The organism is Microbacterium sp. SZ1, from assembly GCF_002362255.1.
Lineage (GTDB): Bacteria > Actinomycetota > Actinomycetes > Actinomycetales > Microbacteriaceae > Microbacterium.
The window spans coordinates 12,340-30,855 of sequence record NZ_LPVV01000038.1 but is presented as its reverse complement, the minus strand read 5'-3'; the positions used below and the strand labels follow the sequence as shown (position 1 = coordinate 30,855).

Here is an 18,516-nt window from a genome sequence, read left to right as displayed (position 1 = left end):
CACACTGTAACGCATGACCCACGGGAACGGCAGTGCCGCGGCCGACTCGGAGATGCGCTGGAACGGCTGGGGCGACCCGACGAAGGCGAAGGATCTGCCGCTCGCCGTGCGCACGCTTCTCCCGCTCCTCCTCGGCAGGATCCGCAAACCGCATCCTGCGGTGAGGCTCGGGGAGGTGCAGCTCGCACCCTCGGCCCTGGACGGCGGCGATGTCGAGGCACTGGCGGCGATCGTCGGTGCGAAGCACGTCTCCACCGATCACGAGGCGCGTGTGCGTCATTCGGGCGGCCGCTCGACGCCGGATCTGCTGCGTCTCCGTGAGCCACGCCAACCCGCACCGGACGGGGTGGTGAGGCCTCGTACCCACGAGGAGGTCTCCGCATGCCTGCGAGTGGCGGTCGATCGCGGCATCGCGGTGATCCCGTTCGGCGGTGGCACCAGCGTCGTCGGCGCCCTCGACCCGGAGCGCGGCTCGCACCATGCGGTCGTCAGTCTGGACCTGCGTCGCCTCGCGGGTCTGCTGCGCATCGACGACATCAGCGGGGAGGCCGTGATCGCGGCGGGCACGGCGGGCCCGGATGCCGAGGCGCAGCTTGCGGTCCACGGATACGAGCTCGGCCACTATCCGCAGAGCTTCCGCTACGCGACGATCGGCGGATTCGCAGCGGCGCGATCCTCGGGGCAGAACTCCGCGGGCAACGGGCGCTTCGACGCGATGGTCACGGGGATCCGTGTCGCGACGCCGACGGGTGATGTCGAGCTCGGCAGGTCGCCCGGCTCCGCGGTCGGGCCCGACCTGATCCGCGTGTTCCTGGGGTCGGAGGGGGCTTTCGGCGTCATCACGGAGGTGCGCGTGCGCGTGCATCCGATCCCGCGTGAGCGCGTGTTCGAGTCGTGGACCTTCCCCGACTTCGCCAGCGGTGCGGAGGGACTGCGCCGGGTGGCGCAGGACGGCGGGGGCCCCACCGTCATCCGTCTGTCCGACGAGTCCGAGACCGCGGTGGGCCTCGCGCAGGTCGGTCGGATCGGCAAGGCGCTCGCGAAGGGCGCCAGCGCCGTCACTGTGTACGAAGGCGAGAGGATCGCCGAGCGCCGCACCCGCGTGAGCGAGCTGCTGCGCGCGGCCGGCGGGAGGTCGGCGGGCGAGGGGGCCTCCGAGGAGTGGCTGGCGGGCCGTTTCGACGGGCCGTACCTGCGCGATTCGCTGCTGGACGCGGGCGTGTTCTGCGAGACGCTCGAGACCGCGACGACCTGGTCGAATCTCGCCGCCCTCAAGGTCGCCGTCGAGAGCAGCCTTCGCGACGGGTTCACCGCGGCCGGTGCGCGGTCCTATGTCATGTGTCACGTGTCGCACGTGTACCCGACCGGCGCCTCGCTGTACTTCACCGTGCTGGCAGGTATCCGTACCGATCCGCTCGCCGTCTGGTCGCGGGTGAAGGCCGGGGTGAACGACGCGATCATCGCGAGCGAAGGCACGATCAGCCACCACCACGCCGTCGGCCGTGACCACGCGCCGTGGCTCGAGAGCGAGATCGGCACGACAGGCGTGCGGATCCTCCGAGCGATCAAGCGCGAGCTCGATCCCGCGGGCGTCCTCAACCCCGGGGCGTTGATCCCGGCGGAGCGAGGCGACTGACATGGTGAGGCACGTGGCCGTGCTGAGCAACCCGTTCGCGGGAAAGGGAAAGGGCCGTGGCGTCACGGATGCCGCAGTCGGCCGACTGCGCGAGCGCGGCGCGGAGATCCGCGTGTACTCGGGAACGACAGCTGCCGAGACGAGGGAGCTTGCCCGGACCGCCCTCGCCGCCCGGCCGGATGCGCTCGTCGTGGTCGGCGGGGACGGCACGCTCTCCGGCATCGTCGATGACCTGCTCGCGGCAGACGTCCCCATCGTGCTCGTGCCGGCCGGGACGGGCAACGATCTCGCGCGGGCGCTCGACCTGCCGCGACACGACCCTGTCGCCGCGGTCGATCTCGCATTCGACGGTGTTCCGCGCACGATCGACGTGGGTGAGATTCGCTCCGGAGATCGCGTCGCCGCGTTCCTCACCGTCGCCGCCCTCGGATTCGACGCGAGGGTCAGTGAGCGCACCAACCGGCTGCGGTGGCCGCACGGCGCCCTGCGCTACTACCTCGCGGTCGTGATCGAGCTCGCCCGTCTGCGACCGCTGCCGTTCTTGCTCTCCGTCGACGGCGGTGCGACGCAAGAGCGCCCTGGCACGCTCGTCGCGGTCGGCAACACTTCGAGTTACGGCGGCGGGATGCCGGTGTGCCTCGGCGCCGACGCGACCGATGGGATGCTCGACCTCGTCGAGGTCGCGCCACTCGGCCGTCTGCGACTGCTCCGGCTCTTCCCATCGCTTCTGCGTGGAACGCACCTCTCGCACGCCGAGGTCAGGCACCGCCGCGTGCGATCGGTCTCCGTCAGGGCCAGCGGTCTGGTCGTCTACGCCGACGGTGAGCGACTCGGCGAAGACGAATGCACGATCACCGTGCGAGAGCGGGCACTGGTGCTCATCGTGCCGGACGGGGACGGCGACGAGGGAGACGACCGATGACGACGGCATCCGCATTCGACGAGGACGTGGTCATCGTCGGCTCAGGGTTCGGCGGCTCGGTGTCGGCCCTCCGTCTCGTGGAGAAGGGCTATCGCGTTCGCGTGTACGAGGCGGGGCGGCGATTCGAGGACGATGACTTCGCGAAGACCAACTGGAACGTCCGCCGCTACCTCTGGGCGCCGCGGCTCGGATGCTTCGGCGTGCAGCGCATCCACCGGCTGCCGCACGTGATGATCCTCGCCGGAGCCGGAGTGGGCGGCGGGTCGCTGAACTACGCCAACACCCTCTATCAGCCTGGCACCGCGTTCTTCATGGACCGACAGTGGCGGGATCTGCGGGACTGGGAGTCCGACCTCGCGCCGCACTACGCCACGGCGAAGCGGATGCTCGGAGTGGTCGACCGGTACCCGCACACGGGACCCGTCGAGCGGATCATGGCCGGCGCGGCGGACGATCTCGGGGTCGCGGACACGTTCCGTCGTGCTCCGGTCGGCGTCTGGTTCGGAAAGCCGGGGGAGCGGGTCGCCGACCCGTACTTCGGCGGCGAGGGTCCGGACCGCACGGGTTGCACGCTGTGCGGCAACTGCATGGTCGGCTGCCGAGTCGGCGCCAAGAACACCCTGATGAAGAACTACCTCCACCTCGCCGAGCGTCGTGGCGCGGTCATCGAGCCGCTGCGAACGGTGACCGAAGTCCGCGCGCTCACCGGCGGAGGCTTCTCCGTCACGACGCAGCGCAGCGGACGGTGGCTCGCCCCGAGGCGGAGGACGATCCGCGCCCGTCAGGTCGTCCTCGCCGCCGGCACGTGGGGCACTCAGCAGCTGCTGCACCGGATGAAGGCCAACGGTGCTCTACCGCATGTCTCGGACGCCGTCGGTCGGCTCACGCGCACGAATTCCGAGGCTCTGGACGGTGCCGTCGCGACGCGCGTGCCGAAGAGCCTGGAGCTGGCCCGCGGTGTCGCGATCACGACGTCATTCCACATCGACGAGCGCACGCACGTCGAGAACGTCCGCTACGGACCCGGGTCGAATCTCATGGGCGCCCTGGCATCGATCATGGTGCCGGGCGGCGTGCCGCTCAGGCGGCGTCTCGCTCTGCTCGTGCGACGTGCGCTGCGCGCGCCGGTGCGTCAGATGCGGCTCGGGTCGCTGCGCCGATGGAGCGAGCGCGGGATCATCGCCCTCGTCATGCAGACGGCGGACAACTCGCTCACCCTGTCGCTGCGGCGCCGCTTCGGGCGATCGGGACTCACGAGCGCCCAGGGGCACGGTGAGCCCAATCCGAGCCACCTGCCACAGGCGCACCGCGCGGCCGAGGCTATCGCGCGAAGGGTCGAGCAGGAGGGTGGTGTCACGACCGAGGCCCGAGGGTCGTGGCCCGAGGTGTTCGGCATCCCGCTGACCGCGCATTTCCTCGGGGGAGCGGTCATCTCCGGATCGCCCGCCTCGGGGGTCGTCGACGAGTTCCACCGCGTGTGGGGACACCCCGACCTGCACGTCGTCGACGGCGCCGCCGTGCCGGCCAACCCCGGTGTGAATCCCTCACTCACGATCACCGCGCTCGCGGAGCGGGCGATGTCGTACTGGCCACGGACCGGAGAGGCGGATGCGCGACCTGCGCAGCGCTCAGGGATGTGAGGCGCGTCTCGTCTCGCTTCGCCCGCTCGACGACGCGCGGGCTCGCTCGACAACCGGAGCCGCCTGCGCCCGGCCGAGCGACAGAACGCCCCATTCGACCGCGTCCGTCGAATGGGGCGTTCTCGTCTGTGTGTCTCAGCGACTTTCGATGCCCCGGATCTGCGGCGAGTGGAAGGACCCTCCGAAGGCGCGTTCGGATGCGCCTTCACGGTCCAGATACGGCGACGCTCCGCCGTCGATGAACGGCCAGCCGGCGCCGAGGATGAGGCAGAGGTCGATGTCCTCGACCTCGGGCACGACGCCCTCGTCCAGCATGAGCTTTATCTCGCTCGCGAGTCCGTCCTGCACGCGCTGGAGGATCGTCGCTGCCGACGCGGCGGTCTTGCCCACGGCAGGCTTGAGGATCTTCTCTGCCTGCTTCGTCCAGCCGGTCACGCGGCCGCCCTTGTCCTTCTCGACGACCGCGTCCAGCTCGGCGAGGGCGTGGAAGTTCTCGTTCGCGTAGAAACGGTCGGGGAACGCGTGCGCCATCGTGTCCTGCACGTGTGCGGCGACCTTCCAGCCGACCAGGTCGATGAGCTGGAATGGCCCCATCGGCAGCCCGAGCGGCGCGAACGCCTTCTCGACGTCGGTGAGCGGTGTGCCCTCGTAGACCGCGCGTGCGGCCTCGCCCATGACCTTGGCGAGAAGGCGGTTGACGACGAACCCGGGGGCATCGGCGGTGAGCACCGCATTCTTGCGGAGGCTCTTCGCGACGACGAACGCCGTGGACAGCGCGGCCTCGGAGGTCGACGGCGTCTTCACGATCTCGATCAGCGGCATCACCGCGACCGGGTTGAAGAAGTGGAAGCCGACCAGGCGCTCCGGGTGGGCGAGCTTCGCGCCGATCTCCTCCACCGACAGCGACGAGGTGTTGGTGGCGAGGATCGCGTCGTCGGCGATGATGTTCTCGATCTCGCCGAACACCTGCTGCTTGACTCCGACCTCCTCGAACACGGCCTCGATGACGAAGTCGCAGTCGGCGTACAGGCTCTTGTCGGTCGTGCCCGTCACGAGCGCGCGCAGCTTGTTCGCCGTGTCGGCATCGAGGCGTCCCTTGGCCTCGAGCTTGCCGATCTCCTCGTGGATGTAGGCGACGCCCTTGTCGACGCGCGCCTGGTCGAGGTCGGTGATGAGCACCGGCACCTGCAGCTTGCGCACGAAGAGCAGCGCGAACTGGCTCGCCATGAGCCCGGCGCCGATGATGCCGACCTTCGTCACCTTCTTCGCGAGGGCCTTGTCCGGCGCGCCGACGGGCCGCTTCGCACGCTTCTGCACCAGGTCGAACGCGTACATGGATGCCGCGAACTGATCGCCGGTGACGAGTTCGGCGAGCGCCTCGTCCTCCCGGGCGAAGCCTTCCGCCTTCGTGCCGCTCTTCGCCTTGTCGAGCAGGTCGAGTGCCGCGTAGGGCGACTTCGGGATCGTGCCGATCTTGGACTCGAGCATACCGCGAGCCATCTTGATCGCGATGGGCCACTTGGTGAGCCGCTCGATCTTGCCCGGTTCGTTCTTGCGCTCGATCTTCTTGCCGCCGAGCACGGTGTCGGCCCAGACGAGTGAGTTCTCGAGGTAGTTCGCCGCCGGGAAGATCGCGTCGACGATGCCGAGGTCGAACGCCTGCTGCGGCTTGAGCATGCGGTTCTGCTTGAGCGGGTTCGAGATGACGACCTCGAGCGCGTTCTCGATGCCGATCAGGTTCGGCAGCAGGTAGGCGCCGCCCCAGCCGGGGATGATTCCGAGGAACACCTCGGGCAGCGCGATGGCCGCGGCCGATGCGTCGACCGTGCGGTAGGTCGAGTTCAACGCGATCTCGAGCCCGCCGCCCAGGGCGAGGCCGTTCACGAAGGCGAACGACGGCACGCCCAGTTCGCCGAGCTTGCCGAGGACCTTGTGGCCGAGCTGTGCGATCAGGCGGGCATTGTCGCGCGAGCCGACCTTGCTGATGTCGGACAGATCGGCGCCCGCAGCCAGGATGTACTGCTTGCCCGTGATGCCCACGGCCTGGATCTCGCCGGCCGCGGCGCGCGCGGCGAGACCGTCGAGCGTCTCGCCGAGCTGCGTCAGCGTCGCGGGGCCGAGGGTGTTCGGCCGGGTGTGATCGCGACCGTTGTCGAGGGTGATGAGCGCCAGCATCCTGCCCGAGGGGAGGCGGATGTCGCGCACCGGCGACTGCGTGATCACCTCACCCTCGGTGAGCGCCTGGATGGGGGAGAAGTCGATCTTCGCGTACTGTTCGGAAACCGAAGTGGCCATCGGGGGTTACTTCCTCTTCTTGCCGTCGAAGTGCGGGTTCTCCCAGATGACCGAGCCGCCCTGGCCCAGCCCGACGCACATGGCGGTCAGGCCGTAGCGCACATCCGGGCGCTCGGCGAACTGCGCCGCGAGCTGGATCATCAGGCGCACTCCGGATGCCGCGAGCGGGTGTCCGAGCGCGATCGCGCCGCCCCACTGGTTCACGCGGGGGTCGTCGTCGGCGATGCCGAAGTGATCGAGCAGGGAGATGACCTGGATCGCGAAGGCCTCATTGAGCTCGAACAGGCCGATGTCGGAGATGTCGAGTCCGGCCTTCTTCAGCGCCTTCTCGGTCGAGGGGATCGGGCCGATGCCCATGATCTCGGGCTGCACGCCGGCGAACGCGAACGACACCATGCGCATCTTCGGGGCGAGACCGAGCTCCTTCACCGCGCCGCCGCCGGCGAGCAGCGACATCGTCGCGCCGTCGGTGAGGGGCGAGGAGGTTCCGGCCGTGACGCGGCCGTGCGGACGGAACGGCGTCTTGAGGCTCGCGAGGTCCTCCATCGTGGTCTGCGGGCGACGGCCCTCGTCCTCGGTCGCGAGGCCCCAGGCGCCGTCGGCATCCTTGATCGCGACGGGCACGAGGTCGGGCTGGATCTTGCCGGCGTCGTACGCGGCCTGCACCTTGTGCTGGCTCAGCATGCCGAAGCGGTCGGAGCGCTCCTTCGTCAGGTGCGGGAAGCGGTCGAAGATGCGCTCAGCCGTGACGCCCATGTTGAGCGCACCGGGGTCGACCATCTTCTCCGCGACGAAGCGGGGGTTCGGGTCGGCGTTGCCTCCGATCGGGTGGTGGCCCATGTGCTCGACGCCGCCGGCGAGTGCGAGGTCGTACATCCCGACGCCGATCGACGCACCCATCGTGGTGACGCTCGTCATGGCACCGGCGCACATGCGCTCGACGGCGAGGCCCGGCACGGTCTGGGGCAGACCGGCGAGGATCGCGACCGAACGGCCGAGGGTGAGGCCCTGATCGCCGGTCTGACTCGTCGCGGCGATCGCGACATCGTCGATCCGGTCGGCGGGGACGGCGGCGTTGCGCTCCATCAAACCGATCGTCGCCTTCACGGCGAGGTCATCTGCGCGGGTGTTCCAGTACATGCCCTTTTCGCCGGCGCGCCCGAAGGGGGTGCGCACTCCATCGACGAAGAAGACGTCCGAGATCTCGGCCACTCTGCCTCCAAGTTTTGTGCGGTGGCCTCAGTCTAGGAACCGCAGGAAATCGGGAGGAATCGGTTGGGTCGAACCTACGAAGCGGGGGCGGACGCCTCGTCGGGCGATTGAGTCGCCTCTACAAAGGCCGCAGCGATCTTCTGTGCGGTCTGTGCAATCTGCCACGGGCGGGCGCCGAGCTTCTCGAGCGCTGAAGCGACCTCATCCGTCGTCGTCCCCGGCAGGTCCCAGGAGATGCGGCGGAGGTAGTCGGGGGTGAGCAGGTTCTCCGTCGGCATGGCGAGCTCCTCCGCCACGGCCTCCACGACGGGGCGCGCCGCCTTGAGGCGAGCGTCCGCTTCGGGGTTGCGATCCGCCCACGCGCGCGGCGGAGGGAGGGCGTCGCTCGGCACGCGCTCGCGCGGCAGCTCCTCCGTCGCGCGCCCGTCGACGATGGCCTGCCACCAGCGGTCGAGTTGAGTGCGGCTCGCGCGTCCCTGGAAGTCCTTGATCCCGGCGAGGGCCTGCTTGCTCTGCGGGTTCGCCAGCACCGCGGCGATCAGGGAGCGATCGGGCACCAGGCGACCGGGGGACACGTCCTGTTCCTGCGCGTAGGCCTCACGAGCCAGCCACAGCGACTTCGCGACGGCGAGATTGCGAGCGCCGCGCACCTGGTGCAGCCCGCTGAGGCGACGCCACGGATCCTCGCGCGGCGGCTTCGGGCGGCGCGTCAGGGTCGCCGCGAACTCCTCGGCGGCGAACGTCGCCTTGCCCTGATCGTCGAGCTGACGCTGCAGCTCCTCCCGAACGTCGATGAGGTGCAGCACATCGAGCGCGGCATACTCGAGCCATGCGGCGGGCAGCGGCCTGGTCGACCAGTCGGCCGCGGAGTGCTCCTTCTTGAGCGTGATGCCGAGCGTGCTCTCCACGACGGCGGCCAGCCCGACCCGTTCGTGGCCCAGCAGACGCGCCGCCAGCTCGGTGTCGAAGATCGACGGCGGTTCGAGGTGGAGCTCTCGGAGCGAGGGGAGGTCCTGACTCGCGGCGTGGAACACCCATTCGACGTCGCCGATCGCCGCCTGCAGCGGCGCGAAATCTCCGATCGCCGGCGGATCGAACAGGAAGACGCCCGCGTCACGGCGGAACACCTGCACGAGGTACGCGCGCTGCGAGTACCGGAAGCCGGAGGCTCGCTCGACATCGACGGCGACGGGTCCTTCGCCCGCCGCGAGCGCGGCGCACGCCGCGTGGAACTCCGAGATATCGGAGATCACGGAGTATTCAGTCACGTGCTGCCTTTCGAGCGCCGATCACGGCGATGCCCTCGGAACCGGGCGGAAGACCCGCCAGCATCCCGACCAGTTCGGCCCATGCTTCGACGTGCGGTCGGAAGGGACCCTCGGGTGTCCAGGACGCCCTCAATTCTATCTGTGCCCCGTCGCCCTCCTCCGCCAGCCCGCCGAACCCCTTCGAGAGGGTCTTCGTCGATGTTCCGGATGCCGAGTGCGAGACCGCCCCGCGCGAGTCGAGCGCGTCGACCAGCCACGACCACGTCACGTCGGCGAGCAGCGGATCGGTGCCGATCTCGGTCTCGAGCGGCGCCTGCGCGAAGATCACGATCCTCCAGCTGCCTCCCCACGCGCCCGGCGCCTCGGGATCGTGGAGCAGAACGAACCGCCCGGTGCCGTAGATCGATTCGCCGTCGTCGTCGGGGCGGACATCTGCGGCGAGCGCGATGGCGTAGGGCGCGAGGCCCTGCGGCGTGGCGATCTCGCGGACGGTGATGTCGCCGCGGAAGGGCGTCTCGCGCAGTTCGGCCACGGCGGCGTCGAAGATCGTCCCGGCATCGGGGTGTGCGGTCACGGTGACAGGCTAGAGTCAGGAGGCGATGAAGAGTCTCAGGCACGCCGTTGCGCTCCTTGTCCCTGCTCTGGTCGCGCTGGGAGCGGCCTCGACACTGCTCGTGCTGAGTGTCGCACGACGTGTCGTCATGCCGGGGAAGCGTCCGGCCGATGCCGAGATCATCGCGGTGGACACCGGTGCGCAGACGATCGAACTGGTGCGGACTCCCGACACGGAGCTGCCCGGTCGATACGGCCTGTTCACGTCGGGCACGGAGGGCTACGTCAAGCTCGGAGCCGTGCTGAGCGCCGACGCGACGACCGTGCGCCGCAAGCTGCTGACCAAGGTCGAGCCGGGGGCGCGCCTGGACCGGCAGGCGGGTTTCAGCGGGTGGTACTACTCGACGCCGAGCGAGCTGCACCTGCGCTGGGAGAACGTGCTCATCGGCTCACCGGCTGGGCCGTGTCCCGCGTGGTTCTTCCCGGCCGAGTCGTCCACGTGGGTGATCCAGGTGCACGGACGCGGCGTCACCCGCGCGGAGTGCCTGCGAGCCGTGCCGGTGCTGCACGCCGAGGGGTTCCCGAACCTCGTGGTGTCGTACCGCAACGACGGGGAGGCTCCTCGCAGCCGCACCGGTGCCTACGCCCTCGGCGCAGCGGAATGGCGCGACGTGGATGCGGCCGTCTCGTACGCGCTGCGCCATGGCGCCGAGCGGGTGATCCTGATGGGCTGGTCCATGGGTGGCGCCGTCGCCCTGCAGACCGCGGTGAGCTCGGGCAACCGTGAACGCATCGCGGGTCTCATCCTCGAATCGCCGGTCGTCGACTGGCGCACGGTACTCCGCTTCCAGGCGAGGGAGATCGGCCTGCGCGCACCGCTCCCTGATCTGGCGATGAGCGCGCTGTCGGTGCCGCTGACCGCCCGACTCAGCGGCGCTGAGGATGCCATTCCCTTCGACCGGCTCGATATGGTCGCCCGCGCGGAGGAGCTCGCGGTCCCGATCCTCATCCTGCACAGCGACGATGACGGGTTCGTTCCCGCCGATGCGTCGCATGCGCTGCGGGAGGCACGCCCCGATCTGGTGACGATGCCGCCGTTCTCCGGCGCCAGGCACACGAAGCTCTGGAACTACGACCAGGCGGGGTGGAGCGACGCCATCACCGAGTGGACGCGCGCGCAGGGGTTCAGCGCTTCTGCCTGACCTGCTTCTTCGCGCGCATCAGCATGCCGGTCATGCCCCCGATCCGAAGAGGCGACACCGCCTTCGTGAGACCGATCGACTGAGGGTAGTCGTCGGGAATGGCGAGCACCTCGTCGGCGCTCAGCCCGGTGATGCCCTGGACGAGGATGCTGGCGAAGCCGCGCGTGGTCGGAGCCTCCGGCGGCGCGGTGGCGTGCATCGTCACCACGTCGTCGTTCACCTCGACGTAGATGTACACGGGGGACTGGCACTCCGCGACGCGCTCGCACATCTCGGGGTGGTTCGCGACCTCGTCCGACACTTCGGGCAGCTCGTCCGCGTACTCCAGGAGAAGCAGCAGGCGATCGGCTTCCGGGGTCTCGAGGAACCCGTCGCGGATCTCGGCGAGGACGTCAGGAACGTGCGAGGTGCTCATCCCTGTCATTCTCACACGTCAGGCGTTGCCGGGCTCCGAGCCCGTGACGATCGGAACGCGGACCGCGCTGCCCCACTCCGTCCATGAGCCGTCGTAGTTGCGGACGTCCTCGAATCCGAGCAGGTGCTTCAGCACGAACCAGGTGTGGCTGGACCGCTCGCCGATGCGGCAGTACGCCACGACCTCGTCGCCGTCGTTCAGTCCGGCGCCGTCGCGGTAGATGGCATCGAGTTCCGCGCGCGACTTGAAGCCGCCGTCCTCCGCGACGGCCTTCGCCCACGGCACGCTCTGCGCGGTGGGGATGTGTCCTGCGCGCAGCGTGCCCTCCTCGGGGTAGGCGGGCGCCGTCGTGCGCTCTCCGCTGTACTCCTCGGGGGAGCGGACATCGATCAGCGGCTTGCCGATGTGCGCCAGGACATCCTCCTTGTAGGCGCGGATGCGAGAGTCGTCGCGCTCGACGACCGGATACTCCGTCGGCGTCACGGTCGGGGCCTCGCGCGTGATCTCGCGGCCCTCGGCGATCCAGCGGTCGCGGCCGCCGTCGAGCAGACGCACGTCTTCGTGGCCGAAGAGCGAGAACACCCAGAGCGCGTATGCGGCCCACCAGTTGTTCTTGTCGCCGTAGATGACGACCGTGTCGTCGCGCGAGATCCCCTTGCGGCTGAGCAGGGCGGCGAATCCCTCGCCGTCGACGTAGTCGCGGACGACCGGGTCGTTGAGCTCGGTGTGCCAGTCGACCTTCACCGCACCGGGGATGTGGCCGGTCTCGTAGAGCAGCACGTCCTCATCGGACTCGACGACGACGAGACCCGGCGCACCCAGGTGCTCGGCGAGCCAGTCCGTGGTCACGAGTCGGCCGGGCTCGGCGTACTCGGCGAACTTGGACGATGACGTGTCGAACTCGATGGCCACAGGGATCTCCTCAGTCGGTGAGCGGCGATGGGGCGGGTGGTGACGGCGTAATGTGGAGCCGACACTTCGACGATAGATCCACGCCGTGCACTCCGGACCCGATTCGTAAGACTTCGACACAGGTGAGCACCAGATCCAGGACCGTGATGACCGACACGCCCACCCGCACGGGTCTCGTGCACCTCATCGACCGCGAGCCGACCGTCAGCGGTCCCGAGATGCTCGCGAGCCTCGTGCCGCCGCCGCAGTTCGACGGCGCGACCTTCGACAGCTACCGCGCCGACCCCGAGTACCCGTCGCAGGAGCAGGCGAAGGAGACGCTGATCCGCTTCGCCGGCCGAGGCGGAGGGTCGGTCAAGCGCGGCGGTCTGTTCAGCCGGGCGAAGAAGGAACCCGAGATGAAGCCGGGCGTGTACCTCGACGGCGGCTTCGGTGTCGGCAAGACCCATCTGCTCGCGTCGATCTACCACGCGATGCCCGCCCGACGGAAGTACTTCGGATCGTTCATCGAGTACACCGCGCTCGTCGGGGCGCTCGGCTACAAGAACACGGTCGATCTCCTCAAAGGTGCCGATCTGCTGTGCATCGACGAGTTCGAGCTCGACGACCCGGGCGACACGATGGTCATGACCAGGCTCCTCGGCGAGCTCGTCCCGACCGGCACGCGACTCGCCGCCACATCGAACACGCCACCGAACGCCCTGGGCGAGGGCCGGTTCGCCGCCCAGGACTTCCTCCGTGAGATCCATGCCATGGCCGACAGCTTCCAGACGCTCCGCATCGACGGCGTCGACTTCCGACAGCGCGCGCTCGACGGCCACGCCGTCGTGAGCGATGGCGACGCGTACGCGGAGGCGGTGGCGACCGGTGCCGCAGCGGGCACGGCATCCGATGACTCCTTCGACGACGTGATCCGCCATCTCGCCCGGGTGCATCCATCGCGGTACATCCGACTCATCACCGGGCTCGACCTCGTCGGACTCCGCGACGTGCGGGTGCTGACCGATCAGTCCGAGGCGCTCCGCTTCGTCGCCTTCGTCGACCGGGTCTACGACGCACAGATCCCGATCGTCGCGACGGGAGTCGGCCTGGACGGCGTCTTCTCCGATGAGATGCTCGGCGGCGGATACCGCAAGAAGTACCTCCGGGCGGTGTCGCGACTGAACGCTCTCACACACGCGGATCGCAGCAGCGCGTAACGCGATGTTCACATAGCCGGTGCTCCTGTAACGTCCCTGCAACACACCTCGCGCATTCCTGAAATCGGACCTCGTCACACTGAAGCTCTCAGTCACCCGAATGTGAGGTTCTTCATGGATGCTCCAGGCAACATCTCCTGGGCGATCACCGCGACCGCCCTCGTCCTGCTCATGACGCCCGGCGTCGCCTTCTTCTACGGCGGCCTCGTCAAGGCGAAGAGCGTCGTCAGCATGATGATGATGAGCTTCGGCTCCATCGGTCTCGTCGCGGTGCTCTGGATCCTCTTCGGCTTCTCGATGAGCGCGGTCGACAACCCGATGGCGTTCGCGGGCAACCCCTTCGCCGACTTCGGCCTCTCGAGCCTCGCCTCGGGTGAGGGATCCAACGTCGCCCTTCTCGGAGTCGCCTACGGCGCGACCTTCGCGATCATCACGGTCGCCCTCATCTCCGGCGCCATCGCCGACCGCGCGAAGTTCGGCAGCTGGCTGATCTTCGCCGGCGTGTTCGCGACCGTCGGATACTTCCCGGTTGCGGCGTGGGTCTGGGGCGGCGGCTGGATCATGAACCTCGGCACGACCCTGTTCGGCGAGGACAGCGGCATCGGCGTCATCGACTACGCCGGCGGCACGGCCGTGCACATCAACGCCGGCGCCGCGGCGCTCGCACTCGCGCTGGTCCTCGGCAAGCGCATCGGCTTCCAGAAGGGCATCCTCAAGCCGCACAACGTGCCGCTGACGCTGCTCGGCGCCGCGCTGCTGTGGTTCGGCTGGTTCGGCTTCAACGCCGGAGCCGAGTGGCTCGCGGAGGACATGGGCGGTGTCGGTCTCATCGGCCTCAACACCCTCGGTGCCACGGCTGCCGCCATCCTCGGCTGGATCCTGATCGAGAAGATCAAGGACGGAAAGCCGACCTCCGTCGGAGCCGCCTCCGGTGCGGTGGCCGGTCTGGTGGCCATCACCCCCGCGTGCGCCAACCTGACCCCCGGCTGGGCCCTGCTGCTCGGCGCGGTCGCCGGTATCGTCTGCGCCCTCGCGATCGAGCTCAAGTTCCGCCTCGGCTTCGACGACTCGCTCGACGTGGTCGGCATCCACCTCGTCGGCGGTCTCATCGGAACCGTCTACCTCGGCTTCTTCGCGACCGACACCGGCCTCTTCGTGGGCGGAGACGCCCGCCAGCTGGCCGTACAGGTCATCGCCGCGGTCGGCGTGCTGATCTACTCCTTCGTCGTGGCCTTCATCATCGGCTTCGCGATCCAGAAGACGATCGGCTTCCGCGTCACCAACGAAGACGAGATCGCGGGCGTCGACCAGGTCGTCCACGGCGAGGAGGGGTACGCGCTCGCAGACGCGTGAGCTGCCATAGGGTGACCGTGTGAGCAACGGCAACGGCATCCTGAACACACTCTCGCAGATACTCATCCGCGCATTCGGATCGAACAGGGCCTCTCGGACGACGACTCGTCCGAGAGGCCCTGTCGCGCGTGTCCGGAGTTCTGCGGAGACGGGCGGCGCGGAGCGGCGTGCGCGAGGAACGGATGCCGTCGGCGCCGCCACGGTGCGGATCGACGCCGACCGCGTCGTCGATCTGCGGCTCGATTACGCACCCGATCGCGACGGTGCGCCGGATGCCGGGGAGATCATCTGGACCTGGGTGCCGTACGAGGAGAACGACGGACGAGGCAAAGACCGTCCGCTGCTCGTGATCGGGCGGCAGTCCGCGAACCGGGTCTATGCGGTGCGGATGACGAGTCGTCCCCATGACGGCGACCGGGACTACCTCTCGATCGGCGCGGGCGAGTGGGACTCGCAGCGGCGCGAATCGTGGGTCGACATCGAGCAGCTCTACAGCGTGCATGAGACGGGGCTGCGAAGAGAGGCCGCGGTGCTCGACCGGACACGCTACGGCCGCGTGACGGCTGCCCTCTCCCGGCGTTACGGATGGACGGACGGCTGATCCTGCGCCGTTCGCAGAGCGCGCTGCGTGCGCTCCGGGAGTGACACCCGCACGCGACTGAGCAGCCACACCACTGCTCCGGCGGCGAGGAGCGCGAGCAGCAGCCCCGCGACGTGTGCGAGGAGCGAGGGGAGTCCGCGCTCGGGGAGCAGGAAGCCGTAGGGGACCCACCCATCCGTGACTCCGCGCACGAGCACGACGACGAGCCACAGCACCGGATAGGGCAGCACGAGCCAGAGACGTCGCCAGGGGAGCGGCGGCCGATCGCCGATCGACGTCCAGTCGACCACGACGAATAGCGGCATGACGGTGTGCAGGATCACGCTCACCCACGCCGGAGCGGAGCCGGTGCCAGGTACGAGGATGTTGTAGACGAGTCCGACCACGATCGTGCACGTGACGGCGACGCCGCGGGCCGTCGAAAGCCACGCCGGTGCGGTGCGGCCTCGCAGGCCGACGAGGGCGACCGTGATGAGGATCATCGACGTCATCAGCGTCGTGAGGTTCGTGAAGTAGCCGAAGTAGTCGAAGGGATTCGCTCCACCGCGGGGGATGCCGATCACGTACGTCCAGCCCAGGAGGGCGATCGCAGCGGCGCCCACCGACAGGCGGAGCGCGGCGATCGCACGTACGAGGGGGCGGTGGGACGTCATCCGGTCAGCGTACGAGGAATTCCCCCAATCCGATTTCCGACGGGCGGCGAACCATCAGTGAGCCGCAGGAAGCGGCGCCACCAAGGAGGAATCATGCGTTTCATCCCCACCAAGGTCCACGGAATCCTCGACTACGTCGTCGGCGTGGCGCTCATCGCGGCACCCTGGCTGTTCGGCTTCGCCAGCTTGGGCGGTCCCGCCGTCATCATCCCGATCGTGCTCGGCGTCGGCCTGATCGTCTACAGCCTGTTCACGAAGTACGAGTGGGGCCCCTTCGGCTTCATCCCGATGCCTGTCCACCTCGTGTTCGACATCGTGGCCAGCCTGTTCCTGGCCCTGTCGCCCTGGATCTTCGGCTTCGCGAACCAGGCGCCGAACGTGTGGCTGCCGCACGTCGTCGTCGGCGTCGCCGTCATCGTCGTGGTGCTGTTCTCACAGCCGCAGCCCGCGAGGGTCAAGGCCGCCCGCGCCTGACCCCATAGACCGAGGGCCCGCAGGAACGATCGGTCCGTTTCTGCGGGCCCTCATCTCTGCATGGCTGCGGACACCCATCGCGCGTACAGCTGCCAGGGGTCGCGGGTGGTGCGGAGTGCGGCGACATGGTGCTCGAGATCCTCCGTGAAGGTGAACCACTCGCCGCCCTCGCGGATCGCCGCGAACTCCCGGTGCCTGGCCTGCTCGACGCCGCGCCCACCCGGCTCGAACGCGAGCAGCTCATCGTGGCGGATCGCTGCGAGGCGCTGACGGGGCCGCCCGCTCGTTCCGATCTTCACCCTGCGGTCGTACCGGAGGTAGTACACGACCTCGACCACCGGACGGGGCAGATCGGCATCGGGAGCGTCGCCGAATCGCCACCCGCACCAGGCGCAGACGAGCTGACCGGAGACCCGGTCGGCCTCGAGGCGGCCGCACAGCGTGCACGGGTCGGGGAGCGTCATTCTCGGCACGCCGCGACACTAGCCGGAGCCGCCGACATTCATCGCTTCGGGAGCGGGCGGATCGCCCCGCGCGGCACCCACTTCCACCACATGAAGTGATGATCGCCCTGTTCGACGTCGAACGTCAGGCCGCAGACGACGCACTCGCACTGGTAGGTCATCGACCACCCCGGCTCGCTCGTGGAGACGATCCGCACGTGATCGACGGCCTCCTCCTTCTTCGGATCGAAGGTGAGGATGCCGACGTACCCGGCGCACCAGCACTCGCCGGCGTCGAACTGAGCGAGTTTGTCGAGAGCGTGATCGAGATGGCCACGGTTCGCGTAGATGATTCCACCGAGATCCAGAGCCTCGGTCGCTCGCCGGATGCGGGGAACGGCGGGAACGAGCGGCCGCAGAACAGCGATGTCGCGAGAAGCGATCGTCTCCCAGGTCGCGTGCAGCACTCGCGACGGATCGCCGGAGAGGAAGTCGTCGAGCAGCGCCGTCACACCGTCACGGTAGCAGCGGGTGCCCGGATCGACGGCAGAAAGCCCCGCATGCCGGGAGGCTGCGGGGCTTCGCTCTGGTGGGCGATACCGGACTCGAACCGATGACCTCTTCCGTGTGAAGGAAGCGCGCTACCAACTGCGCCAATCGCCCATACCCGAGGGGTACGTCAACCGATACTACCCGACGCTCGCGGCGCCCGATGACCACTGGGCGGACACGCGCGAGAATCGGCATCGGTTTGGACACCGGCCGATCATCGGCTAATGTTTCATAAGTGCCCGGGACAACAACCGGGAACAACGCGGATGTAGCGCAGTTGGTAGCGCACAACCTTGCCAAGGTTGGGGTCGCGAGTTCGAGTCTCGTCATCCGCTCAAGTGCAGGGGCCTTCTTCGGAAGGCCTTCAGCACGTGGGGTCAATCCACACGGTGGCGTGGCCGAGCGGCTAGGCACCGGCCTGCAAAGCCGTTTACACGGGTTCGAATCCCGTCGCCACCTCTCTGAAACTGAATAGCCCACACGGGCGCGATTGGCGCAGCGGTAGCGCGCTTCCCTGACACGGAAGAGGTCACTGGTTCGATCCCAGTATCGCGCACAGACAAACCCCCGGTTCAGCCGGGGGTTTTTTCTTGCTGCGACGGTGATGCGAACTCGACGGGGCGGTGGGATCATGTCTGCATGGGGACGGGCGGACCCCGCTGCGGCAATCGGGCAGTTCAGCGGGGTCCGTTCGTCTAATCGGTGCCCGCCCATATAGACGAAGGTGGGGGTGGCGCACTGCTTCGAAGCGTGTAAACGTGGACTCATCCCCACGGAGCGGCCATTCGGGTCGCGCCTCTTGGCACAGGTTTCGGTGGAGAAGCCAGAGCAGAGGAAGTGCCCCATGGGCAAGTTCATCTACGAGGGCGGACCGAAGGTCGACATCGACGACCGCGCCCTCACGCACCTGCAGCTCGTCATGACCGCGAAACTGCGTCGTGGAGAACCGTTCTCGTTCACGTGGAAGGAAGACGCGAGCATCGGCGGCGGTCGCGTCACGGTGTGGGTCCACGCCGGCTCGAGCATGGTGTTCAGATACACCGGCGGACGGCAGCCGTCGATCAACCGCGCTTGGGTCGACGCCCTCGCTTTCACCGCCAACGCGCCATCGGGCCTCTACCTGACCCCTGAACCGACCGAGGGAACGAAGCTCGAGCAGGACCTGGACGCTGCCGTTCGCTGACCGT

General features: G+C 68.6%; 18 protein-coding genes and 4 tRNA genes. 12 read left to right on the top strand and 10 right to left on the bottom strand.

The annotated features are described in order from the left end of the window. Positions 1-13 precede the first annotated feature (13 nt). Genes AUC47_RS11825 through AUC47_RS11815 form a run of 3 tightly spaced genes read left to right on the top strand, consistent with a single transcriptional unit; the run spans position 14 to position 4,198 of the window. Entirely contained in the window at positions 14-1,636 is a 1,623-nt protein-coding gene (locus AUC47_RS11825; protein WP_256999558.1) for an FAD-binding oxidoreductase, read from the top strand. A 1-nt stretch (position 1,637) separates the two neighbouring features. After that, positions 1,638-2,558, top strand: a complete 921-nt coding sequence (locus tag AUC47_RS11820) for a diacylglycerol kinase family protein (protein WP_096715385.1) — start codon at positions 1,638-1,640, stop codon at positions 2,556-2,558. Continuing rightward, positions 2,555-4,198, top strand: a complete 1,644-nt coding sequence (locus AUC47_RS11815; protein WP_096715384.1) for a GMC oxidoreductase — start codon at positions 2,555-2,557, stop codon at positions 4,196-4,198. Before AUC47_RS11820 ends, AUC47_RS11815 begins: the two co-directional genes overlap by 4 nt. Before the next feature lie 135 nt (positions 4,199-4,333). On the opposite strand, the gene AUC47_RS11810 is transcribed toward AUC47_RS11815, so the two are convergent. From AUC47_RS11810 to AUC47_RS11795, 4 genes are all read right to left on the bottom strand, one after another. Beyond that, a complete protein-coding gene (locus AUC47_RS11810; protein ID WP_096715383.1) occupies positions 4,334-6,493 on the bottom strand; it encodes a 3-hydroxyacyl-CoA dehydrogenase NAD-binding domain-containing protein in 2,160 nt (719 codons plus the stop codon). A gap of 6 nt (positions 6,494-6,499) precedes the next feature. Next, a complete protein-coding gene (locus tag AUC47_RS11805; RefSeq protein ID WP_096715382.1) occupies positions 6,500-7,705 on the bottom strand; it encodes a thiolase family protein in 1,206 nt (401 codons plus the stop codon). Positions 7,706-7,779: 74 nt separating this feature from the next. Further along, positions 7,780-8,973, bottom strand: coding sequence for an HRDC domain-containing protein (locus tag AUC47_RS11800; RefSeq protein WP_096715381.1), 1,194 nt, complete (start codon positions 8,971-8,973; stop codon positions 7,780-7,782). Beyond that, complete coding sequence (locus tag AUC47_RS11795) at positions 8,966-9,547, bottom strand: DUF3000 domain-containing protein (protein ID WP_096715380.1); 582 nt, start codon at positions 9,545-9,547, stop codon at positions 8,966-8,968. Before AUC47_RS11795 ends, AUC47_RS11800 begins: the two co-directional genes overlap by 8 nt. Positions 9,548-9,572: 25 nt before the next feature. Between AUC47_RS11795 and AUC47_RS11790 the strand changes: the two genes are divergently transcribed. Beyond that, on the top strand, positions 9,573-10,727 hold the full coding sequence (locus AUC47_RS11790) for an alpha/beta hydrolase (RefSeq protein ID WP_096715379.1): 1,155 nt from the start codon (positions 9,573-9,575) through the stop codon (positions 10,725-10,727). Here AUC47_RS11790 and AUC47_RS11785 read toward each other — a convergent pair. Both AUC47_RS11785 and AUC47_RS11780 read right to left on the bottom strand, forming a co-directional pair. Then, positions 10,711-11,142: a SufE family protein gene (locus tag AUC47_RS11785; RefSeq protein WP_096715378.1), complete on the bottom strand. Its 432-nt coding sequence runs from the start codon at positions 11,140-11,142 to the stop codon at positions 10,711-10,713. The genes AUC47_RS11790 and AUC47_RS11785 overlap by 17 nt on opposite strands. Before the next feature lie 18 nt (positions 11,143-11,160). Continuing rightward, positions 11,161-12,054, bottom strand: coding sequence for a sulfurtransferase (locus tag AUC47_RS11780; protein ID WP_096715377.1), 894 nt, complete (start codon positions 12,052-12,054; stop codon positions 11,161-11,163). 146 nt (positions 12,055-12,200) lie between these two features. On the opposite strand from AUC47_RS11780, the gene zapE reads away from it, so the two are divergent. From zapE to AUC47_RS11765, 3 genes are all read left to right on the top strand, one after another. Further along, positions 12,201-13,253 (top strand): cell division protein ZapE, encoded by a 1,053-nt coding sequence (gene zapE / locus AUC47_RS11775; RefSeq protein ID WP_096715376.1) that lies wholly within the window; start codon positions 12,201-12,203, stop codon positions 13,251-13,253. A gap of 114 nt (positions 13,254-13,367) precedes the next feature. Next, a complete protein-coding gene (locus AUC47_RS11770; RefSeq protein WP_096715375.1) occupies positions 13,368-14,606 on the top strand; it encodes an ammonium transporter in 1,239 nt (412 codons plus the stop codon). A 19-nt stretch (positions 14,607-14,625) separates the two neighbouring features. Next, a complete protein-coding gene (locus AUC47_RS11765; protein ID WP_096715374.1) occupies positions 14,626-15,207 on the top strand; it encodes a type II toxin-antitoxin system PemK/MazF family toxin in 582 nt (193 codons plus the stop codon). On the opposite strand, the gene AUC47_RS11760 is transcribed toward AUC47_RS11765, so the two are convergent. Further along, the gene (locus AUC47_RS11760; protein WP_179297607.1) at positions 15,186-15,860 is read right to left on the bottom strand and encodes a Pr6Pr family membrane protein; all 675 of its coding nucleotides are present in this window, start codon (positions 15,858-15,860) and stop codon (positions 15,186-15,188) included. The two genes, AUC47_RS11765 and AUC47_RS11760, sit on opposite strands and share 22 nt — an antisense overlap. A 93-nt stretch (positions 15,861-15,953) precedes the next feature. Here AUC47_RS11760 and AUC47_RS11755 point away from each other — a divergent pair, with 93 nt between their 5' ends. Then, a complete protein-coding gene (locus AUC47_RS11755) occupies positions 15,954-16,334 on the top strand; it encodes an SPW repeat domain-containing protein (protein WP_096715373.1) in 381 nt (126 codons plus the stop codon). A gap of 50 nt (positions 16,335-16,384) precedes the next feature. Here the strand turns inward: AUC47_RS11755 and AUC47_RS11750 are convergent, their stop codons facing one another. From AUC47_RS11750 to AUC47_RS11740, 3 genes are all read right to left on the bottom strand, one after another. Then, positions 16,385-16,798 (bottom strand): GIY-YIG nuclease family protein, encoded by a 414-nt coding sequence (locus tag AUC47_RS11750; protein ID WP_096715372.1) that lies wholly within the window; start codon positions 16,796-16,798, stop codon positions 16,385-16,387. A gap of 38 nt (positions 16,799-16,836) precedes the next feature. Continuing rightward, positions 16,837-17,289: a hypothetical protein gene (locus tag AUC47_RS11745; RefSeq protein ID WP_096715371.1), complete on the bottom strand. Its 453-nt coding sequence runs from the start codon at positions 17,287-17,289 to the stop codon at positions 16,837-16,839. Positions 17,290-17,364: 75 nt separating this feature from the next. Further along, a tRNA-Val gene (locus AUC47_RS11740) sits at positions 17,365-17,440 on the bottom strand. A 151-nt stretch (positions 17,441-17,591) separates the two neighbouring features. Here AUC47_RS11740 and AUC47_RS11735 point away from each other — a divergent pair. The 4 genes from AUC47_RS11735 to AUC47_RS11720 all read left to right on the top strand — a co-directional run bounded on the left by AUC47_RS11735 (position 17,592) and on the right by AUC47_RS11720 (position 18,512). Beyond that, positions 17,592-17,664: transfer RNA gene (locus AUC47_RS11735), tRNA-Gly, on the top strand. A gap of 53 nt (positions 17,665-17,717) precedes the next feature. After that, positions 17,718-17,788 (top strand) — tRNA-Cys (locus AUC47_RS11730). Between the two features lie 25 nt (positions 17,789-17,813). Then, positions 17,814-17,885: transfer RNA gene (locus tag AUC47_RS11725), tRNA-Val, on the top strand. Between the two features lie 288 nt (positions 17,886-18,173). Beyond that, positions 18,174-18,512, top strand: a complete 339-nt coding sequence (locus AUC47_RS11720; protein ID WP_096715370.1) for a DUF7882 family protein — start codon at positions 18,174-18,176, stop codon at positions 18,510-18,512. Positions 18,513-18,516: the final 4 nt, after the last annotated feature.